Raw genomic sequence first — 14,976 nt, forward strand, 5'->3', positions numbered from 1 at the left:
ATCACCGTGCTGCGATCCAGAAAATCTTGGGGATCTTGGTCCAAAACCGTGGACAACTCATCAGTTGTGAATATCCCAGTCACCTAAACCAGTGACTTCCGGAGAGCAGCCTAGCGATTACGTACGGTTACCGCTCAAGCTGTGGAGAGGCGGGGCCGCAGGGACCCGAGGGAGGGGAGCAAGATCTCATGAGAACGCCGAAAATGCGTCCGGACATGCGACGACCCCCGCCGGGGGGGAGAGCGGGGGTCGTCCCCACGGCCGACTCGGGGGGGGAGGAGTCGGGCCGGGTTAGCACGGTCGCGAACGATCCGTGACTTCCATGGTGTACCCGAGAGCCTTCTCAGGCAAACCCACGCGCCTCAGCTTACGCCGAATGGTGGGCCCTATGCTCGGCGTCGTGGAAAACCACTCCTTGCCTCGGACAGCTGCCTTCTTTGACCTGGACAAGACGGTCATTGCGAAGTCAAGCACTCTCACCTTCAGCAAGTCCTTCTACCGGGGTGGGCTGATCAACCGCCGGGCCGCACTACGTACTGCCTATACACAGTTTGTCTTCCTCGCCGGCCGCGCCGATCACGAGCAGATGGAGCGGATGCGCAAGTACCTCTCCGCGCTCTGCCGAGGATGGAATGTCCAGCAGGTCAAGGAGATCGTCGCGGAGACCCTGCACGACCTCATCGACCCCATCATCTACGACGAGGCCGCCTCGCTCATCGACGAGCATCACACCGCCGGCCGCGATGTGGTGATCGTCAGCACCTCCGGGGCGGAGGTGGTCGAGCCGATCGGCGAGCTTCTGGGCGCGGACCGCGTGGTGGCCACCCGCATGGTGGTCGAGGGCGGCGTGTTCACCGGAGAGGTCGAGTACTACGCCTATGGCCCGACCAAGGCGGAGGCGATCGCCGAGTTGGCGGAGTCGGAGGGCTACGACTTGTCGCGCTGTTACGCCTACAGCGATTCGGTGACCGATCTCCCGATGCTGGAGGCGGTCGGCCACCCCCATACGGTCAACCCGGACCGGGCGCTGCGGCGCGAGGCGGCGGCGCGCGGCTGGCCGGTGCTCTCCTTCAACCGCCCGGTGCGGCTGAAGGAGAGCAGTTCCTCACTCTCCATGCCACCGCGCCCGGTTCTCGCCGTGGCGGCGGCCGTCGGCGCGGCCGCCGCCACCGCCGGACTGCTGTGGTACACCAATCGGCGCCGCGCCCTTTATGCCCGCATTTAGGGGTAACGGCAAAGATCTGCGGTGAGGGGTTCCGATTGGCCTCTCGCAGGAGTACAAAGGAATCGACGGCCCGCGAGACCAGGGGTATCCGGGAGGAAACCCCCAGACGCCAAGGCCCCACGGACCGAGCACAGATGTTGAGCACCCACGCGACGTCGACCCGTCGATTACGGGCCAGCCGCACCAGGTGACGGGCAGAAGTTCCCGACCTGATGGGCGAATGAGATTGCACGCATGGTAACCCGGCAGCTGTGCCAGCGGCGGTGCCCACGTGGTGCCGCCGCAACTCTTGTCCGGGCCCACCCACCTTGTCCGACGTCAGCCCGCACCCGCCCCGCCTCAGTCCACGCCTCTCCGACGTCAGGCCACACCTGTCCGCGTCAGGCCGCCCCGCGCTGGAGCGCCTCGCAGACCGCTGTGGACTCCCGCACCCCGAGCTCAACCGCCCGTCCGCAGTGCGCGATCCACACCGCCATCCCCTCCGGCGTCCCGGACGCATAGCCCTCCAACGCCGCCATGTACGGCGCGGCGCCCAGCTCCGCGTACCCCACCTCGGCCGGGCAGATGGACTTCGGATCGAGACCGCTGCCGACCAGCACGACCCGCTCGGCCGCCCGCGCCACCAGACCATTGCGGGAGACGAAGGGCCGCAGGGCGAGCAGTTCGCCGTGCACCACCGCCGCCGTCACCAGCGCCGGAGCCTCGCTGCCCGCGAGCAGCAGCCCGGCCAGCCCGTCGAGCCGCCCCGCCACCTCGTCCGCGTCCGGCAGCGGCAGATCCGACCCGATCAGCGGCTCGTCCACCGGCTCACCCGACTGCCGGGGGCGCCCGATCCTCTCGTCGCCCTCCGCCCCGCCCGCCGCGACCAGATGCAGCCGGGCCAGCACCCGCAGCGGCGACTGCCGCCAGATGCTCAGCAGCTGCCCCGCCTCGGCGGTCAGCCGCAGCGCCGCCCCCACCGTGCGCGGCTCGCCCTCGGCCCCGAAGTCGGTGCGGCGGCGCACCTCTTCCAGCGCCCAGTCCGCACCGGCCAGCGCGGCGGAACCCCGCGCCCCGCGCAACGCCGCCTCGGAGGTGACCTCATTGCTGCGGCGGCGCATCACCCGGTGCCCATAGACCCGGTCCACGGCGGTCCGTACGGCGTTCACGGACTCGGCCACACCGGGCAGCGCGGCCAGGGTGGCGAGCGGATCAGCTGACGTACTCATGAGTACGACACTACGCACCTCGCAGCGGGTGCCCCTCGTTGGAGTGGTGTTCTTCACGTAAATCCCTCATGGTCCGGGATCACTCACCTACGCTAGGTGAACATGAAGATCGCTTTCGTAGGCAAGGGTGGAAGCGGCAAGACCACGCTGTCGTCGCTGTTCATCCGCCATCTCGCCGCCACCCACGCCCCCGTCGTCGCCGTCGACGCCGATATCAATCAGCATCTGGGTGTGGCACTCGGACTCGACGAGGCGGAGGCCGCCGCCCTGCCCGCGATGGGTGCCCATCTCCCGCTGATCAAGGACTACTTGCGCGGTACGAACCCCCGGATCGCCTCCGCCGAGACCATGATCAAGACCACCCCGCCGGGCGAGGGCTCGAGGCTGCTGCGGATCGGTGAGGACAACCCCGTCTACCAGGCATGCGCCCGCACCCTGCCGCTCGACGACGGTTCGGTGCGGCTGATGGCGACCGGCCCCTTCACCGAATCCGACCTCGGTGTCGCCTGCTACCACTCCAAGGTCGGCGCGATCGAGCTGTGTCTGAACCATCTGGTCGACGGGCGCGGCGAGTTCATCGTCGTCGACATGACGGCGGGCAGCGACTCCTTCGCCTCCGGCCTCTTCACCCGCTTCGACATGACGTTCCTGGTGGCCGAGCCCACGCGTAAGGGCGTCTCCGTCTACCGCCAGTACAAGGAGTACGCCCGCGACTTCGATGTGGCGCTCCGGGTGGTCGGCAACAAGGTGCAGGGCCCGGACGACCTGGACTTCCTCCGTGCGGAGGTGGGCGATGACCTGCTGGTCGCGTTCGGCCACTCCGAGTGGGTCCGGGCGATGGAGAAGGGCCGTGCGCCCCGGTTCGCGGAGCTGGAGGAACCGAACCGCGAGGCGCTGCGGACACTCCAGGGCGCGGTGGACGCCTCGTACGAGCGGCGCGACTGGCAGCGGTACACCCGCCAGATGGTGCACTTCCATCTCAAGAACGCACAGAGCTGGGGGAACGAGAAGACGGGCGCCGACCTTGCCGCCCAGGTCGACCCCGCCTTCGGGCTGCGGGAGTTCGCGCCGGAGGAGAGCTCGACGGCTACTCCCGCTCCCGCTTAGCCGTCCGCGTGTGGTGCCCGGACGTCCGCTCGTGCGCCGTTTCGCGATCGGACGTCCGCCCCGGCTCGGCGGCCAGGTAGCCCTTCCAGCCACCCGGCGGCCGCACCCCGACGTCCAGCACCCGCAGCTTCTCCAGGACGCGGGGGTTCTGCGCGTCCAGCCAGTCGCCCAGCTGCCTGAAGGAGACGCAGCGCACCCCCTTGCGCGGGCAGACCTTCTTGATGACGTCCTCCACAGCGCGCATATACGTTCCGCCGTTCCAGGACTCGAAGTGATTGCCGATGAACAGCGGCGCCCGGTTGCCCTTGTACGCCCGGTCGAAGGCGGCCAGCATGCCGTCGCGCATCGGCCGGCCCCAGGTGGAGCGCTTGGGTCGCTTGCCCTTCTTCTTGCGCGGCTTGTTGGCGAGGAAGTTGTAGTCCACGGAGAGCGTCTCGAACGCGCGGCCCGGTACCGGGATCTGCTGTAGCGGGAAGTCCCAGATGCCGTGGATCTTGCGGGGCCAGATCTGAAGACCGCCGGGTGAGCTCGCGTCATAGCGCCAGCCCAGCTTCGCGGCCGCCCGGATCAGGTTCTTCTGCCCCTGGAGACAGGGTGCGCGACCGCCGACGAGCTCCTTGTCGTAGTCGAAGGGGAGCGGCTTCTCGTGCTTCAGACCCGCGTTGGTCCTCCAGTTCTTGACGAACGACTCGGCCTGCTCGATCTCGCTGGTCCACTGGCGCGCCGACCAGGTGCCGGCTCCGTGGCGGCGTCCGCAAAAGTGGCCGTTGAAGTGGGTGCCGATCTCATTGCCGTCCAGCCAGGCGCCGCGGAGCTGCTCCACCGTGGCCCTGATGCCTTCGACGTCGTTGAAGCCGATCGACGAGGCGCCGCGCCGATGCTCAGGCGGATCGTAGAGGTACCGCTTCTCCGCGGGCAGCAGGTACACCCCGCTGAGGAAGTACGTCATCGTCGCGCCGTACTTCTTGCCGACCGCACGGAAGTGGGAAAACAGCTTCTGCTTGTCCTGGCCGGCGCCGTCCCAGGAGAAGACGACGAACTGCGGTGGCTTCTCGCCCGGTTCGAGCGGCTCGGCCTTCGGCTGATGGGGCTGGGGGCCGGTGTCGGAGGTCGATCCGTCGCCGATGAGCCGGATCACCTTCGGAGCCTTGTCCGGATGGATGGGCGCCCCCGGCCCCTTCTGCGGGCTGTCCCTGTCGTGGTCCGAGCCCGCGGTGCCGCCCGGTCCATGAGTCTGAGGGGAGTCTTCCGAGCAGCCGACCGGCACGGAGAGCGCCACCGCCGCGGCCAGAAGTGCGGTGACGTGTCTTCTGACCCTTCCGCCTCCTCTGCCTCTCATACCGCCACCTCGTTCCTCGTGTCTCGCCCTGACCCGGGAGATCCGGCCGGATAGGAGCAAAACTCGCATGAACGGAGAAAAAGACAGTGGATGACAAGGCGTTTTGAATGACTATTCACCCCGTAGGGGGAATACCAGCCCACTCTCTCCCAAAAGACTTCCCAGCGACTTTACTCGGCATTACGATCCATTTACCAACGCTTGGAAGTCAGTACCGCAGTACGCCGTGACCCACGGCCGCGCGCCCATCCGCGACCGAAGCCCCGGAGGAGACGGGAATGTTGAAGCTCTTGGACCGAATCCACCGGGTCTCCCGCCTCAGACACGGAGATCTCTCCGCCTCGGCCGCCCTCTTCCGATTCGCCGCTCCTCTCTCGCTGGGTATCGTCTCCGTCTCGCTGGGCATCGCGTCGGCCCGCGGTGCCTCGCTCCGGGCCGGACTCATGGCCGCCGCCGCGGCCCTCGCGGTCGTCCTCCTTGCGGTGCTCCTCCGACCCTCGGGCTCCCGGCGGCCTTCGGGCTCCCGGCGGGTGGCGCGCTCCGGACGGGCGGCGGCCGATGGACGGGCGGCGCGACGGGTCGCGGAGGCGGACGGCGCCCGGGCCTGCCGGCCGTGGACGCCTTGGCGTGATCACCACTGCACCCGCCCGGCCACGGCTGCCGCGGGCGTCGGGGCGAGCGTCGCCGCCGGCGGGGACGCGGGCGGACAGTTGCTCGGCGGGGTGAGCGCGTTCCAGCGCCATACGGCACCGCTGGTCCGCGATGAGCTGGCCCGGCTGGCGCGGGAGGGGCAGCGGCCCAGCCAGCTGTTCCTCACCTGCGCCGACTCCCGCCTGGTGACCAGCATGATCACCTCAAGCGGCCCCGGCGATCTGTTCACCGTGCGCAATGTCGGGAATCTGGTGCCACCACCGGGCGCCGATGACTCCTGCGCCTCGGTGGGGGCGGCGATCGAGTACGCGGTGGAGGTGCTGAAGATCAGCAGCATCACGGTGTGCGGCCACTCCGGATGCGGTGCGATGCAGGCGCTGCTCGACTCATCGGCGCAGCTCCGCACACCGCCCCAGACCGGGACCTCCCCCGGCGCAGCCGAGCCATCCGGCGGGCCCGAGTCATCCTCCGGCGGGCCTGGGGCACCCTCCAACGGGCCCGAGGCATCCTCCAACGGGGGCCGGACGCCGCTGGAGCGCTGGCTGCGCCACGGCAGACCAGCACTGGCGCGGATGGAGCGGATCGGTCGACTGGGGCGCGGCGAGGTCGCCCTGTCGAGCCGGGCGATCGCCGACGACACGGAGCGGCTGGCGCTGGTCAATGTGAGACAGCAGCTCGGCCATCTGATGGAGCACGGCTGTGTGGCACGGCGAGTGGCGGAGGGCGGGCTGGCGCTGCACGGCATGTATTTCCAGGTGGCGGAGGCCCAGGCGTATGTCCTGGACACGGGTACGGGGAGGTTTCTGCCCGTCCGCCCGGACCATGGCGCGCCGATGCCCGTCTGCCTCGCCACCACGGCGGCACCCACCCGGCTTGGAAGCGGCCATTCCGGCGTGGCGGAGCGGGGCGGCGACCCCACCCAGAGTGCCCTGGAGCTGGGACGGTGACATACGCGACGACAGGTCTAAACCAATTTTCGGCGACAGCCCTTGTCAGGGTGTGCCGTTGGCTGATGAGCTATGGCCTGGGACACAACGGACACCCTGGGAATGGGAGATGTCGTGAGTAACGAGAGCCTGGCCAACCTTCTTCGGGAGGAGCGTCGCTTCGCGCCGCCCGCCGAGCTGACCGCGAACGCCAATGTCACAGCCGAGGCGTATGAGCGGGCGAAGGTGGACCGCCTGGGCTTCTGGGCCGATCAGGCCCGTCGGCTGTCCTGGGCGACCCCGCCGACCGAGACACTCGACTGGTCGAACCCGCCCTTCGCGAAGTGGTTCGCCGACGGCAAGCTCAATGTGGCGTACAACTGCGTCGACCGGCATGTCGAGAACGGCCTGGGCGACCGGGTGGCGCTCCACTTCGAGGGCGAGCCCGGTGACACCCGCTCCCTCACCTACGCCGAACTGCTGCGGGAGGTCTCCCAAGCGGCCCACGCACTCACCGAGTTGGGGGTCCAGTCGGGCGACCGGGTCGCCATCTACATGCCGATGATCCCGGAGACCGTGGTCGCGATGCTGGCGTGCGCCCGCATCGGTGCCCCGCATTCGGTGGTCTTCGGCGGCTTCTCGGCCGACGCTCTCGCCACCCGTATCCAGGACGCCGACGCCCGGGTCATCATCACCGCCGACGGCGGCTACCGCCGCGGCAAGCCGTCCGCGCTCAAGCCCGCCGTCGACGAGGCGCTCACCCGGCCCGGCACCGAGAACGTGCGCAATGTGCTGGTCGTCCGCCGCACCGGCCAGGAGGTGGACTGGAGCGAGGGCCGCGACGTCTGGTGGCACGAGATCGTGGAGCGCCAGCCGGAGCAGCACACCCCCGAGGCGTTCGACGCCGAGCACCCGCTGTTCATCCTCTACACCTCGGGCACGACCGGTAAGCCGAAGGGCATCCTGCACACCTCCGGCGGCTACCTCACCCAGGTCTCCTACACCCACCACGCCGTCTTCGACCTCAAGCCGGAGACCGATGTCTTCTGGTGCACGGCGGACGTCGGCTGGGTCACCGGCCACTCGTACATCGTCTACGGCCCGCTCTCCAACGGCGCCACCGAGGTGCTCTACGAAGGCACCCCGGACACCCCGCACCAGGGCCGCTGGTGGGAGATCGTCCAGAAGTACGGGGTCACCATCCTCTACACCGCCCCGACCGCGATCCGCGCCTGCATGAAGTGGGGCGACGACATCCCGGCCAAGTTCGACCTCTCCTCGCTGCGGATCCTCGGCTCGGTCGGCGAGCCCATCAACCCCGAGGCATGGGTCTGGTACCGCAAGCACATCGGCGCGGACACCACTCCCGTCGTCGACACCTGGTGGCAGACCGAGACCGGCGGCATCATGATCAGCCCGCTGCCGGGCGTCACCGCCACCAAGCCCGGTTCGGCCCAGGTCGCGCTGCCGGGCATCGCCGCCACCGTCGTGGACGACGAGGCCAATGAGGTGCCGAACGGCCATGGCGGCTATCTGGTGCTCACCGAGCCGTGGCCGTCCATGCTCCGCACCATCTGGGGCGATGACCAGCGCTACCTGGACACCTACTGGTCCCGCTTCGACAAGCGCTACTTCGCGGGCGACGGCGCCAAGAAGGACGACGACGGCGACATCTGGCTGCTCGGCCGGGTCGACGATGTGATGCTGGTCTCCGGCCACAACATCTCCACGACCGAGGTCGAGTCGGCGCTCGTCTCGCACCCCAAGGTCGCCGAGGCGGCGGTCGTCGGCGCCACCGACCCGCAGACCACCCAGGCCATCTGCGCGTTTGTCATCCTGCGCGGCGGCGCGGCCGAGGACGAGGGCCTGGTCGAGGAGTTGCGGGCGCATGTGGCCAAGCAGCTCGGCCCGATCGCCAAGCCCAAGAAGATCCTGCCGGTGGCCGAGCTGCCCAAGACCCGTTCCGGCAAGATCATGCGCCGTCTGCTGCGCGATGTCGCCGAGAACCGGGCACTGGGCGATGTCACCACGCTCACCGACTCCTCCGTCATGGAGCTGATCCAGAGCAAGCTGCCCTCCGCCCCCAGCGAGGACTGACCGCGCCACCCGGGGTCAGCACTGCACGACGTACGAGGGGCGCTCCCGCCTGGCGGGGGCGCCCCTCGCGTCGGCTGCCGCCGTAGCGGTCGCGGGCGCCGGGCGGCTGCCGCAGGTGGCTGCCGCAGGTGGCTGCCGCGTAAAAATTGCGACAAGATGATGGACAGGAGCGCCGGGAAGTCTGGTCGGCATACGCCACACGTGTATCCGCACCTCGACCCACCCAGGAGGCCCGCCCGTGGCCGCGCCCACCAGCCGCAAGTTCCTCGGACGCCTGTCGCTGCCCGAGCGGACGTTCGTCATCGACGCGCTGCGCACCGAGACCGTCGGCGGTGTGATCCTCCTGGTGGCCGCCATCGTGGCGCTGATCCTCGCCAACACCCCGCTCAGCGGCGTCTACGGCGACATCAGGGACTTCTCCTTCGGCCCCGAGGCGCTGCATCTGCGTCTCTCGGTCGCCTCCTGGGCCACCGACGGCCTGCTGACGATCTTCTTCTTCGTCGCCGGTATCGAGCTCAAGCGCGAGCTGGTCGCGGGCGAGCTGCGCGACCCCAAGGCCGCCGCGCTGCCCGTGATCGCCGCCGTCTGCGGCATGGCCGTGCCCGCGCTCGTCTATGTCATCGTCAGCGCGAGCGGCGGTGGCAGCCTCAAGGGCTGGGCCGTGCCGACAGCCACCGACATCGCCTTCGCGCTCGCCGTCCTCGCCGTGATCGGCACCGCGCTGCCCGCCGCGCTGCGCGCCTTCCTGCTCACCCTCGCGGTCGTCGACGACCTCGGCGCGATCCTCATCATCGCGATCTTCTTCACCCAGCACATCAACGTCATCGCCCTGATCCTGTCGGTCGCCGCGCTCGCCCTCTTCTGGCTGCTGCACCGCAAGGGCGTCCGGACAGCCTGGATATATGTCCCGCTCGCCGTGGTGATCTGGGCGCTGATGCACGCCAGCGGTGTGCATGCCACCATCGCCGGCGTCGCGATGGGCCTGATGCTGCGCTGCACCGTACGGGAGGGTGAGGAGCGTTCCCCCGCCGAGCGCGTCGAGCACCGGGTGCGACCGGTGTCGGCGGGGGTGGCGGTGCCGCTGTTCGCGCTGTTCGCGGCCGGGGTGCCGCTCTCCGGCGGCGCCGTGGCGGATGTCTTCACCCGCCCGGAGACCCTCGGCGTCGTCCTCGGCCTCGTCGTGGGCAAGGCCGTCGGCGTCTTCGGCGGCTCCTGGTGCGCCGCCCGCTTCACCAGGGCCGAGCTGAACGAAGACCTGGCCTGGGCCGATGTCTTCGCCGTGGCCGCCCTCGCCGGAATCGGCTTCACCGTCTCCCTCCTCATCGACGAGCTCGCCTTCTCCGGTGATCCCACGCTCGCCGAGGAGGTCAAGGCGGCGGTCCTCATCGGCTCGCTGACCGCCGCCCTGTTCGCCGGGATCCTTCTCAAACTGCGCAACACCACGTACCAGCGGCTGTGTCAGGAGGAGGAGCGGGACGAGGACATGGACGGCATCCCGGATGTCTATGAGCTCGACAGCCCCGCGTACCACCTGCGGATGGCCGCCATTCACGAGGCAAAGGCCGCCGAGCACCGACGGCTTGCCGAAGTGGCTGCCGCGAACGACTCCGGCGACGATGGTCCGGCATGATCTGAGAGGCTTGACACCCGCAGAAATGCGCAGAAGACGTAGCAAGCACTTCAGAAGACACAGCAAGCACTGACGACATAACAAGCGCGCACGGCATACCGAGCACTGACGGCGCAGCACGAGCGCAAGACGCACAAGACACGAGCGGTAAGACGCACAAGAGCAGAGGGAGATGGCGATGAGCGCAGCCGACGACGGCGGCAACCGCAGCCTCGGCCAGCTGGTGGCGACGGCGACCACCGAGCTGTCGGCGCTGGTGCACGACGAGATCGCGCTGGCCAAGGCCGAGCTCCGGGTGGGGGCCAAGAAGGCGGCGGTCGGCAGCGGCGCGGGGATGGTGGCCGGGGTGCTGCTGCTGTTCTCGCTGCCGGTGCTGAGTTTCGCCCTCGCCTACGGGATGCGCTCGTGGACCGGCCTCGGCCTCGCCTGGTGCTTCCTGATCGTGGGCGGGATCTACTGGCTGTTCGCCGGAATCCTGGGTCTGGTGGCGCTGCTGAAGTTCAAGAAGGTCAAGGCGCCGAAGCGGTCGATCTCCTCGTCCAAGGAGACGGCTGCCGTACTGGGGAGCGTCAAGCCGCATCCGCGTGCCGGGAGCAATGGCGGACGCCCCGCGCGGGATGTGACACGCTCGTCGGCATGACCGCCCCTGATACCTCCGCGTCGGTCGTACGGCTCGACGGCCCCTGGACCCACCGGGATGTCGCGGCCAACGGCGCGCGCTTCCACATCGCCGAGCTGGGTGACGGCCCGCTGGTGCTGTTGCTGCACGGCTTTCCGCAGTTCTGGTGGACCTGGCGGCACCAGCTGCCCGCGCTCGCCGACGCCGGCTACCGCGCGGTCGCGATGGATCTGCGCGGGGTGGGCGGCAGCGACCGTACGCCGCGGGGCTACGACCCGGCCAACCTCGCCCTCGACATCACCGGTGTGATCCGCTCGCTGGGCGAGCCGGACGCCGCGCTCGTCGGCCATGACCTGGGCGGATACCTGGCGTGGACGGCCGCTGTGATGCGGCCGAAGCTGGTGCGGCGACTCGCGGTGGCCTCGATGCCGCATCCCCGCCGCTGGCGTTCGGCGATGGTCGCGGACGTCAAGCAGACCGCCGCCGGCTCCCATATCTGGGGTTTCCAGCGGCCCTGGCTGCCCGAGCGCCAGCTGGTCGCGGACGACGCGGCGGCCGTGGGGCGGCTGCTCCGGGACTGGTCCGGACCGCGGCTGCCCGAGGACGAGGCGGTGGACGTCTACCGGCGGGCGATGTGCATCCCCTCGACCGCGCACTGCTCGATCGAGCCGTACCGCTGGATGGTGCGGTCGCTGGCGCGGCCGGACGGCTTCCAGTTCAACCGGCGGATGAAGCGGCCGGTGCGGGTGCCGACCCTGCATCTGCACGGTTCACTCGACCCGGTGATGCGCACCCGCAGCGCGGCGGGCTCCGGGGAGTACGTCGAGGCCCCCTACCGCTGGCGGCTCTTCGACGGGCTCGGCCACTTCCCCCACGAGGAGGACCCCCGGGCCTTCACCACCGAGCTGATCAACTGGCTGAAGGACCCCGAACCCGACCGCTGAGCGTCATCGGACGTACGCATTCCGACCGTGTCCTCACGCGCGAGCGAACATCTGTTTTTCGAACAGCCAATTGCCTGGAGCATACGCCAATTGCCGCAGCCAGCGGCGATTACGGACCTTGGGTCAGGGGCACACACCGAGGTATGGGCTGGACGCACGACTACCGTGACGCACCAAACGGCCGCGGCCCCGAGGCCGCCGCTACTGCCAATGCCGCGCTGAGTGTTTCCGAGCGGGGCGGCTCCGGGCCTACCCAAGGCCATGACCCGAACATCGGGATTCCCCGCATCATCCGCCGCCGGGCCCGGTGGGTCTCGGCGCGACTGCGCCATCCACGCAGCCGCTAGCACCATCCCTGGCGCGGCCCGGGGCCACAGCGACACGGAAACTAGAGGGCACACCCCTGGCTGTCCACCGGCTGGTCGGCCGTGCGCCCCTTCTGGATGTCCTTGCTCACCTCGTCCGCCGTCAGCGCGTATCCGGTGTTGGCGTCGTCGAGGGATTTGGCGAAGACCACGCCGTACACCCGCCCCTGCGGGGTGAGCAGCGGACCGCCGGAGTTGCCCTGCCGCACCGTCGCGTACAGCGAGTACACATCGCGGTGCACGGTGGAGCGGCGGTAGATGTCGGGGCCATTGGCCTCGATACGTCCGCGGACGCGGGCCGCGCGCACATCGAAGGCGCCGTTCTCCGGGAAGCCGGCGACGATCGCGCCATCACCGGTGCGCGCGTCGTCCTGCGCGAATTGCAGCGGCGGGGCCTGTAGCGAGGGCACATCGAGGACCGCGATATCGCGCTTCCAGTCGTAGAGCACGACCTTGGCGTCATAGAGCCGGCCCTCGCCGCCTATCTGCACGGTCGGGTCGCTGACGCCGCCGACGACGTGGGCGTTGGTCATGACCCGGTTCGGGGCGAACACAAAGCCGCTGCCCTCGAGGACCTTGCCGCAGCTGGGAGCGGTGCCGACGACCTTGACGATGCTCTCCTGCGCCCGCGTGGCCACCGGGGACTGGGCGAGCGCGGGGTCGGGCTGCGGCACCGAGGTGATCGGCTCGTTGGCGAAGGGCGAGAAGACCTGCGGGAAGCCGTTCTGCGCGAGCACGGACGAGAAGTCGGTGAACCAGGTGTTCGCCTCGTCGGGAACGACGCGGGAGACCCCGAGCAGCACCTTGGAGTCACGGACCTCCCTGCCCAGCGTGGGGAGCGAGGTCTGGGCCACCAGGGAGCCGATCAGCCAGGCCACCAGCAGCATCGCCAGCACGTTCACCAGCGCGCCGCCGGTCGCGTCCAGGGCGCGCGCCGGTGACCAGGTGATGTACCGCCGCAGCTTGTTCCCCAGGTGGGTGGTGGCCGCCTGGCCGACCGAGGCGCACACGATCACCAGAACGATCGCCACCACGGCACCGACGGTGCCGGGGGACGCCTTGTCGTCGGTGGTGCCGTCCCATATGAGGGGCAGCAGATAGATCGCGATCAGCCCACCTCCGATGAACCCCGTCACCGACAGCACGCCGACGACGAAACCCTGGCGGTAGCCGACGATCGCGAACCACACGGCGGCGAGCAGCAGCAGGATGTCCAGCACATTCACCGGAACACCGTCTCACGCGCGCCAGTCGAGTGGGACGCGCTTGGCCCGGTCCCACGGTCGCTCCCACCCCGCGTAATGCAGGATGCGATCGATCACTCCGGCGGTGAAACCCCAGACCAGAGCGGATCCCACCAGGAAGGCGGGCCCCCGGTGGCCGCTGGGGTGGACGGTGGTGGCCCGGTTCGCCGGGTCCGTGAGATCCGCCACGGGAACCGTGAAGACCCGGGCCGTCTCGGCGAGGTCCACCGGCCCGACCGGGGTGGGCCGGCGCCACCAGCCCAGCACCGGGGTGACGACGAAGCCGCTCACCGGGATGTAGAGCCGCGGCAGCACCGCGAAGACCTGGACCCCCGAGGGGTCGAGCCCGGTCTCCTCCTCGGCCTCGCGCAGCGCCGCGCGCAGCGGACCCTCCTCCTCCGGATCGCCGTCCTCCGGGTCGAGGGCACCGCCGGGGAAGGAGGGCTGGCCGGCGTGCGAGCGCAGCGAACCGGAGCGCTCCATGAGCAGCAGCTCCGGGCCGGCGGGGCCCTCACCGAAGAGCACCAGCACGGCGGAGGGGCGGCCTCCGCCCTGCTCGGGCGGCAGAAACCGGCTCAGCTGGCGCGGCTCGATCGTCTCGGCCAGCCGGGCCACCGGGAGCAGCCACTCCGGCAGCCCCTGGGCGCTGACCTCCACCTCCCCGTAGGTGCTCGTCACTCGGCGGCTCCCAGGGGGGCGGCGGGACGGCCGGGGTAGTCGGACGGCGGGCGCAGGCGCTGGCCCGGCTGGCCGCCCATCTCGTACTTCAGCAGCTTCTTCGCCTTGTCCGGGTCGGTCTCGCCCTCCCCGTACGCCGGGCAGAGCGGGGCGATCGGGCAGGCGCCGCACGCGGGCTTGCGGGCGTGGCAGACACGGCGGCCGTGGAAGATGATGCGGTGCGAGAGCATCGTCCACTCGCTCTTGGGGAAGAGCGCGGCGATCTCGGCCTCGACCTTCTCGGGGTCCTCCTGGGCGGTCCACTTCCAGCGCCGCACCAGCCGCCCGAAGTGGGTGTCCACGGTCAGGCCCGGCACCCCGAAGGCATTGCCGAGCACCACATTGGCCGTCTTACGGCCGACACCGGGCAGGGTGACCAGGTCCTCGAGCCGGCCCGGGACCTCGCCGCCGAAGCGGTCGCGGAGGGCGGCGGACAGGCCGAGCAGCGATTTGGCCTTGGCGCGGAAGAAGCCGGTGGGCCGGATCAGCTGCTCCAGGGCCTCCGGGTCGGCGGCGGCCATGTCCTCGGGCGTCGGATAGGCGGCGAAGAGCGCGGGGGTGGTCTGGTTGACCCGCAGATCGGTGGTCTGGGCCGAGAGGACCGTGGCCACCAGCAGCTGGAACGAGTTCTCGAAGTCCAGCTCGGGATGGGCGTACGGATACACCTCGGCGAGCTCGCGGTTGATGCGCCGGGCGCGGCGGACGAGGGCGAGCCGGGACTCGGGACGGGCGCCCTTCGAGCTCTTGACCGATTTATGCGGTTTCGAGGCTTCTGTCGAGTCGGCGGACTCCTGTTCGCCCACAGCAGAATTACGAGGTGCGGTCACCCGTCCGGCCCCCTTGCCCTGTGCTCTCACCGGCGTATTGGACACCCGGCCAGCCTAAGCCCACCCACTGACATCCG

General features: G+C 69.7%; 12 protein-coding genes and 1 pseudogene. 8 read left to right on the top strand and 5 right to left on the bottom strand.

Annotated elements, in window-relative coordinates; all coding sequences use genetic code 11:
* Positions 1–388 precede the first annotated feature (388 nt).
* The gene (locus KHP12_RS25700; RefSeq protein ID WP_211833829.1) at positions 389–1,225 is read left to right on the top strand and encodes an HAD family hydrolase; all 837 of its coding nucleotides are present in this window, start codon (positions 389–391) and stop codon (positions 1,223–1,225) included.
* Positions 1,226–1,605: 380 nt separating this feature from the next.
* On the opposite strand, the gene KHP12_RS25705 is transcribed toward KHP12_RS25700, so the two are convergent.
* On the bottom strand, positions 1,606–2,433 hold the full coding sequence (locus KHP12_RS25705) for a Fic family protein (RefSeq protein ID WP_210609486.1): 828 nt from the start codon (positions 2,431–2,433) through the stop codon (positions 1,606–1,608).
* A 102-nt stretch (positions 2,434–2,535) separates the two neighbouring features.
* Here KHP12_RS25705 and KHP12_RS25710 point away from each other — a divergent pair, with 102 nt between their 5' ends.
* Positions 2,536–3,540 carry an ATP-binding protein gene (locus KHP12_RS25710; RefSeq protein WP_210609488.1) on the top strand — a complete coding sequence of 335 codons (1,005 nt, stop codon included), beginning with the start codon at positions 2,536–2,538 and terminating at the stop codon, positions 3,538–3,540.
* On the opposite strand, the gene KHP12_RS25715 is transcribed toward KHP12_RS25710, so the two are convergent.
* Positions 3,521–4,879, bottom strand: a complete 1,359-nt coding sequence (locus tag KHP12_RS25715) for a polysaccharide deacetylase family protein (protein ID WP_211833830.1) — start codon at positions 4,877–4,879, stop codon at positions 3,521–3,523. The genes KHP12_RS25710 and KHP12_RS25715 overlap by 20 nt on opposite strands.
* A gap of 533 nt (positions 4,880–5,412) precedes the next feature.
* On the opposite strand from KHP12_RS25715, the pseudogene KHP12_RS25720 reads away from it, so the two are divergent.
* The 6 genes and pseudogenes from KHP12_RS25720 to KHP12_RS51320 form a co-directional block, all read left to right on the top strand.
* Positions 5,413–6,477, top strand: a pseudogene (locus KHP12_RS25720) (carbonic anhydrase); the annotation flags it as partial.
* A gap of 114 nt (positions 6,478–6,591) precedes the next feature.
* Positions 6,592–8,553: an acetate--CoA ligase gene (gene acs / locus KHP12_RS25725; RefSeq protein WP_211833832.1), complete on the top strand. Its 1,962-nt coding sequence runs from the start codon at positions 6,592–6,594 to the stop codon at positions 8,551–8,553.
* 238 nt (positions 8,554–8,791) lie between these two features.
* Positions 8,792–10,183, top strand: a complete 1,392-nt coding sequence (nhaA, locus tag KHP12_RS25730) for a Na+/H+ antiporter NhaA (protein ID WP_086885002.1) — start codon at positions 8,792–8,794, stop codon at positions 10,181–10,183.
* A gap of 178 nt (positions 10,184–10,361) precedes the next feature.
* Positions 10,362–10,823, top strand: a complete 462-nt coding sequence (locus tag KHP12_RS25735; RefSeq protein ID WP_037955327.1) for a phage holin family protein — start codon at positions 10,362–10,364, stop codon at positions 10,821–10,823.
* Complete coding sequence (locus tag KHP12_RS25740; protein WP_037955325.1) at positions 10,820–11,746, top strand: alpha/beta fold hydrolase; 927 nt, start codon at positions 10,820–10,822, stop codon at positions 11,744–11,746. Before KHP12_RS25735 ends, KHP12_RS25740 begins: the two co-directional genes overlap by 4 nt.
* A gap of 143 nt (positions 11,747–11,889) precedes the next feature.
* Complete coding sequence (locus KHP12_RS51320) at positions 11,890–12,093, top strand: hypothetical protein (protein WP_086885001.1); 204 nt, start codon at positions 11,890–11,892, stop codon at positions 12,091–12,093.
* Positions 12,094–12,134: 41 nt separating this feature from the next.
* On the opposite strand, the gene KHP12_RS25745 is transcribed toward KHP12_RS51320, so the two are convergent.
* From KHP12_RS25745 to nth, 3 genes are read right to left on the bottom strand one after another with little or no spacing between them, the layout of a single operon-like run.
* A complete protein-coding gene (locus KHP12_RS25745; protein ID WP_086885000.1) occupies positions 12,135–13,337 on the bottom strand; it encodes a MarP family serine protease in 1,203 nt (400 codons plus the stop codon).
* Between the two features lie 12 nt (positions 13,338–13,349).
* Positions 13,350–14,033 (bottom strand): NUDIX hydrolase, encoded by a 684-nt coding sequence (locus KHP12_RS25750; protein ID WP_208653203.1) that lies wholly within the window; start codon positions 14,031–14,033, stop codon positions 13,350–13,352.
* Positions 14,030–14,875, bottom strand: coding sequence for an endonuclease III (gene nth, locus KHP12_RS25755; RefSeq protein ID WP_244203282.1), 846 nt, complete (start codon positions 14,873–14,875; stop codon positions 14,030–14,032). The genes KHP12_RS25750 and nth overlap by 4 nt, the downstream gene beginning before the upstream one ends.
* Between the last annotated feature and the right edge of the window lie 101 nt (positions 14,876–14,976).

The sequence above is a fragment of the Streptomyces asiaticus genome, from assembly GCF_018138715.1.
GTDB lineage: Bacteria > Actinomycetota > Actinomycetes > Streptomycetales > Streptomycetaceae > Streptomyces > Streptomyces asiaticus.

Coding starts and splice junctions, on each gene's coding strand:
- KHP12_RS25740 (WP_037955325.1), top strand. CDS start 10,820: ATGACCGCCCCTGATACCTCCGCGTCGGTCGTACGGCTCGACGGCCCC.
- KHP12_RS25705 (WP_210609486.1), bottom strand. CDS start 2,433: ATGAGTACGTCAGCTGATCCGCTCGCCACCCTGGCCGCGCTGCCCGGT.
- KHP12_RS25735 (WP_037955327.1), top strand. CDS start 10,362: ATGAGCGCAGCCGACGACGGCGGCAACCGCAGCCTCGGCCAGCTGGTG.
- KHP12_RS25715 (WP_211833830.1), bottom strand. CDS start 4,879: ATGAGAGGCAGAGGAGGCGGAAGGGTCAGAAGACACGTCACCGCACTT.
- KHP12_RS25700 (WP_211833829.1), top strand. CDS start 389: ATGCTCGGCGTCGTGGAAAACCACTCCTTGCCTCGGACAGCTGCCTTC.
- KHP12_RS51320 (WP_086885001.1), top strand. CDS start 11,890: ATGGGCTGGACGCACGACTACCGTGACGCACCAAACGGCCGCGGCCCC.
- KHP12_RS25710 (WP_210609488.1), top strand. CDS start 2,536: ATGAAGATCGCTTTCGTAGGCAAGGGTGGAAGCGGCAAGACCACGCTG.